This window comes from Halomonas sp. 111 (assembly GCF_052379685.1).
In the GTDB taxonomy this organism is placed as follows: domain Bacteria; phylum Pseudomonadota; class Gammaproteobacteria; order Pseudomonadales; family Halomonadaceae; genus Vreelandella; species Vreelandella citrativorans.
Map to the genome: position 1 here is coordinate 1 of NZ_JBQSYV010000043.1, position 3194 is coordinate 3194.

2 protein-coding genes and 1 pseudogene are annotated in these 3194 nt (G+C 53.9%); 2 read left to right on the plus strand and 1 reads right to left on the minus strand.

Annotated elements, in window-relative coordinates; genetic code table 11:
• Both ACT3T7_RS18315 and hglS read left to right on the plus strand, forming a co-directional pair.
• Positions 1-499 (plus strand): annotated as a pseudogene (locus ACT3T7_RS18315) (FAD-binding oxidoreductase); the annotation flags it as partial.
• Position 500: 1 nt separating this feature from the next.
• Positions 501-1862, plus strand: coding sequence for a 2-oxoadipate dioxygenase/decarboxylase HglS (gene hglS / locus ACT3T7_RS18320; RefSeq protein ID WP_444631914.1), 1362 nt, complete (start codon positions 501-503; stop codon positions 1860-1862).
• A 151-nt stretch (positions 1863-2013) separates the two neighbouring features.
• Here hglS and ACT3T7_RS18325 read toward each other — a convergent pair.
• Positions 2014-3101 (minus strand): IS3 family transposase gene (locus ACT3T7_RS18325; protein ID WP_444631916.1). Its coding sequence is split into 2 segments (ribosomal slippage): positions 2014-2846 and positions 2846-3101, totalling 1089 coding nucleotides; the frame shifts between segments, so codons are not numbered across the junction.
• Positions 3102-3194: the final 93 nt, after the last annotated feature.

Below are 3194 nucleotides of genomic sequence, written 5' to 3' on the forward strand. Positions count from 1 at the left end.
CCTGACCTACCGCCAGGAGTACGTAAAAGCGCTGGGACCCGACGCCGTGCCCGAGGTATCGATGCTACAGGAGTGGCTGGCTATTCGGCTGCCCACCCTGGCACCCCGACAGCTAGCGCCCAATGCCCCCGGCTTTAAGCTGCTTTCGCACTGCACCGAAAAAACCAACGCCCCCGGAAGCCCGAAAGCATGGCAGCAAGTATTTGCCGCGTTTGGCCTGCCATTGGAGCTGGTCAATACCGGCTGCTGTGGAATGTCCGGCACCTACGGCCATGAAACGCGCAATGCCGAAACGTCCAAAACGATTTATGCCCAATCCTGGCAACCCCAGGTCGAGGCAGAGGAAAACGCCGACAGGCTACTGGCCACGGGGTATTCGTGCCGCAGCCAGGTGAAGCGTTTTTCGCATATAAGCTTACAACACCCCCTTCAAGCACTATTAGTGCAGCTGAAATCGAGTATTCCTTTTCACCGTAACAACATGCATAGAGAGCTGTGAAATGACCCAGTCCGTGTTTTTAGCCACCAATGCTATTCGAGACCGTTTCTCCAGCGCCATGTCGGCGATGTACCAAACGGAAGTCCCCCAATACGGTACGTTGCTAACGTTGGTTGAGCAGGTGAATCAGGAGACGCTTCGCCAGCAGCCAGAGTTACGCCGTCGCCTGGAGGCTCAGGGCGAGCTTGCGCGCCTGAGCGTAGAACGCCACGGAGCGATTCGCGTGGGTTCAGCCGAAGAGCTATCCATGCTGCGTCGCTTATTTGCCGTGATGGGCATGTATCCGGTGGGCTATTACGATCTTTCTGAAGCTGGGGTGCCGGTTCACTCCACCGCGTTTCGCCCTATTGAGGACGACGCGCTGGCCTGTAACCCGTTTCGTATTTTTACCTCGCTGCTGCGCCTGGAACTTATCGATAGTGCGCTGCTGCGCCAGCGTGCTGAGGAAATCCTCGCCCAACGGGATATTTTTACGCCCAAAGTGCGTGAGCTGATTGAACGCTTTGAGTCACAAGGCGGGTTAACCTCTGAGGAAGCAGATCAGTTTGTTACAGAGGCCTTGGAAACGTTTCGCTGGCATCAGGATGCCACGGTCGATCTGGAGACTTACCAGGCGCTGAGCGATGAGCACCGTCTGATCGCCGATGTAGTGTGTTTTCGTGGGCCGCATATCAACCATTTAACGCCGCGCACGTTGGATATCGACGAAGTGCAGCGCCGTATGCCCAGCGTCGGCATGAACCCGAAGGCGGTCATCGAAGGCCCGCCGCGCCGTGAAGCGCCCATTTTGCTGCGCCAGACAAGCTTTAAAGCGTTAGAGGAGTCGATCCGCTTTGCAGGCGATAACCAAGGCACGCACACTGCTCGCTTTGGCGAAATTGAGCAGCGTGGCATGGCGCTAACGCCGAAAGGGCGCGCGCTTTATGACCAACTGCTGAATGAAGGTCGTCAACAAACGGCGGGGCTTGATAACGATGCTCACCAAGCGGTCATGGACAAGGTGTTTGCCGCACTGCCGGACAGCGATGAGGCCATGCGACGCGAAGGTCTGGCCTATTTCCACTACCACCTGACAGAGGCCGGGAAAGCCGCTACAGGCAATGTCAGTACCGATATGGACACTCTGATCGCTAAAGGGTTAGTGGAAGCACAGCCGATTACCTATGAAGACTTCTTGCCGGTCAGTGCGGCGGGTATCTTCCAGTCAAACCTGGGCGGCGGCGAAAACGAAGCCTATGCTGGCAATGCCAATCGTGAAGCGTTTGAAGAAGCTCTCGGCGCCCCGGTGACTGACGAGTTGGCGCTTTATGCCGAGCGAGAACAGGCTTCCAAACAGCGTGTATTGGAGACATTGAATCAGTAATTCCTGATGCTTAATGACATCCTCAGACTGCAATAGAATTGCAGTCTGATTTTTACCATTCAATAAAAGCTCATGGACACATTGTTTGAGAAGATTTTACGAGTGTATCGGTAATCCCCCCATTTATAACCGGGGCGATAAGTAGAGTTGGTTAGGCAGCCATTGTCACCTTCTGTTTCGGTGTTATCCCGCCCAATGCCATATTCGGTCGCTCGTGGTTGTACGTCCAGAGCCAGCGTGTGGCAAAATCCTGTACTTCAGCGATCGAGCCGAAAAGATAATGGCTCAGCCAATCATAACGGACTGTTCGGTTGTAGCGTTCGATGTAGGCATTCTGCTGTGGCTTGCCAGGTTGAATGTGCAGCAACTCAATGCCGTTCTGCTTCGCCCAACGGGTTAGTTTGCCACTGATGTATTCCGGGCCGTTGTCGCATCGAATGGCCTTGGGTCGGCCACGCCATTCGATCAACTGGTTTAAGGAGCGTATCACGCGCTCTGCTGGCAGTGAGAAGTCAGCATCGATGATCAGGCCTTCTCGATTGTAATCATCGATCACGTTGAACAACCGGTACTTTCGGCCATTGGCCAACTGATCATGCATGAAGTCCATCGACCAGCAGGTATTCAGCGCAGTGGGTACAACCAGTGGCGCTGGCTTTTCACGCACCAATCGCTTTTTTGGCTTGATGCGCAAGTTCAGCTCCAATGCCCGATAAATTCGGTAGATCCGCTTATGGTTCCAACCAAAGCCCTTCACGTTGCGCAGATACAAATAACACAGTCCAAAGCCCCAGTTACGCTGATTGTGGGTCAGGCGCACCAGCCAGTCAGCGATAACGGCGTTCTCATGGCCAAGCTTCGCCTGATAGCGGTAACAGGTTTCACTGATCCCAAAAACCTGGCAAGCCAGCCGAATACTGCAGCAACCGGCCTCAACGACATTCTTTGCCATCTCGCGGCGTTGAGATGGCTTTACCACTTTCCCTCAAGGGCTTCCTGGCGCAACTCTGCCTTCAACCGCTCTTCGGCATACATCTTCTTGAGGCGCTGGTTCTCATCTTCCAATTCCTTGAGGCGCTTCATCATGGACGTGTCCATGCCACCGTACCTGGAGCGCCATTTATAAAATGAGGCACTGCTCATGCCGTGCTCGCGACACAGTTCAGGGACAGGCACACCAGACTCAGCCTGCTTCAAAATCGCCATGATCTGGCTGTCAGTAAAACGTGACTTGCGCATGTGAAATCTCCTGTTTTTTCAGGTTACAAAATTCCACTTATCAACGCGATTATTTTTCGGGAGGATTACCTATCTACCCAAGGATTTATAAAC